The following is a 417-nucleotide window of genomic DNA, read 5'->3' on the forward strand; positions in this document are numbered from 1 at the left end:
CTTCCTTCAGATTCCACCTCACGGTGGACACCCTTGCCCTTGGCTAACGGTAGGCGCTCGCCAGCCCCCGTTCGGGACTTTCACCCTAAAGATGACGCCCATGCTGGGCGTACCAAAAAAAAGTAGATCTTCAATTGTATTGAAGATCTACTTCAGAGTGTCGAGAAACCCAGGTCATTTTAAGATCCTGGGTTTCTTTTCATGTTTAGGTAGCCGTAAAATCGAGAAACTAGGGGATTACCCCTGCTTCTCCAAGCGATCTAGGTGGATCGCCATCTTCTTCATATTCTGCACGGCTGCCGTCATCAGTGCTTGCTCCCTGACGTTACGGAGTCCGCGCAAACGGCAATAGCGAAACCCATGGAGCTCTTTAGCATCCGCGAAGCTTCGCTCAATCGTTTCTTTTCGTTTGCGGTA

1 protein-coding gene is annotated in these 417 nt (G+C 50.4%); it reads right to left on the reverse strand.

Going from position 1 to position 417, the window contains the following annotated elements; genetic code table 11:
* Positions 1–237: 237 nt before the first annotated feature.
* On the reverse strand, positions 238–417 hold a 180-nt coding region (locus tag L1028_RS31145; protein WP_234541976.1), incomplete at its 5' end, for a transposase.

The sequence above is a fragment of the Paenibacillus pseudetheri genome, assembly GCF_924513355.1.
GTDB lineage: Bacteria > Bacillota > Bacilli > Paenibacillales > Paenibacillaceae > Paenibacillus_AQ > Paenibacillus_AQ pseudetheri.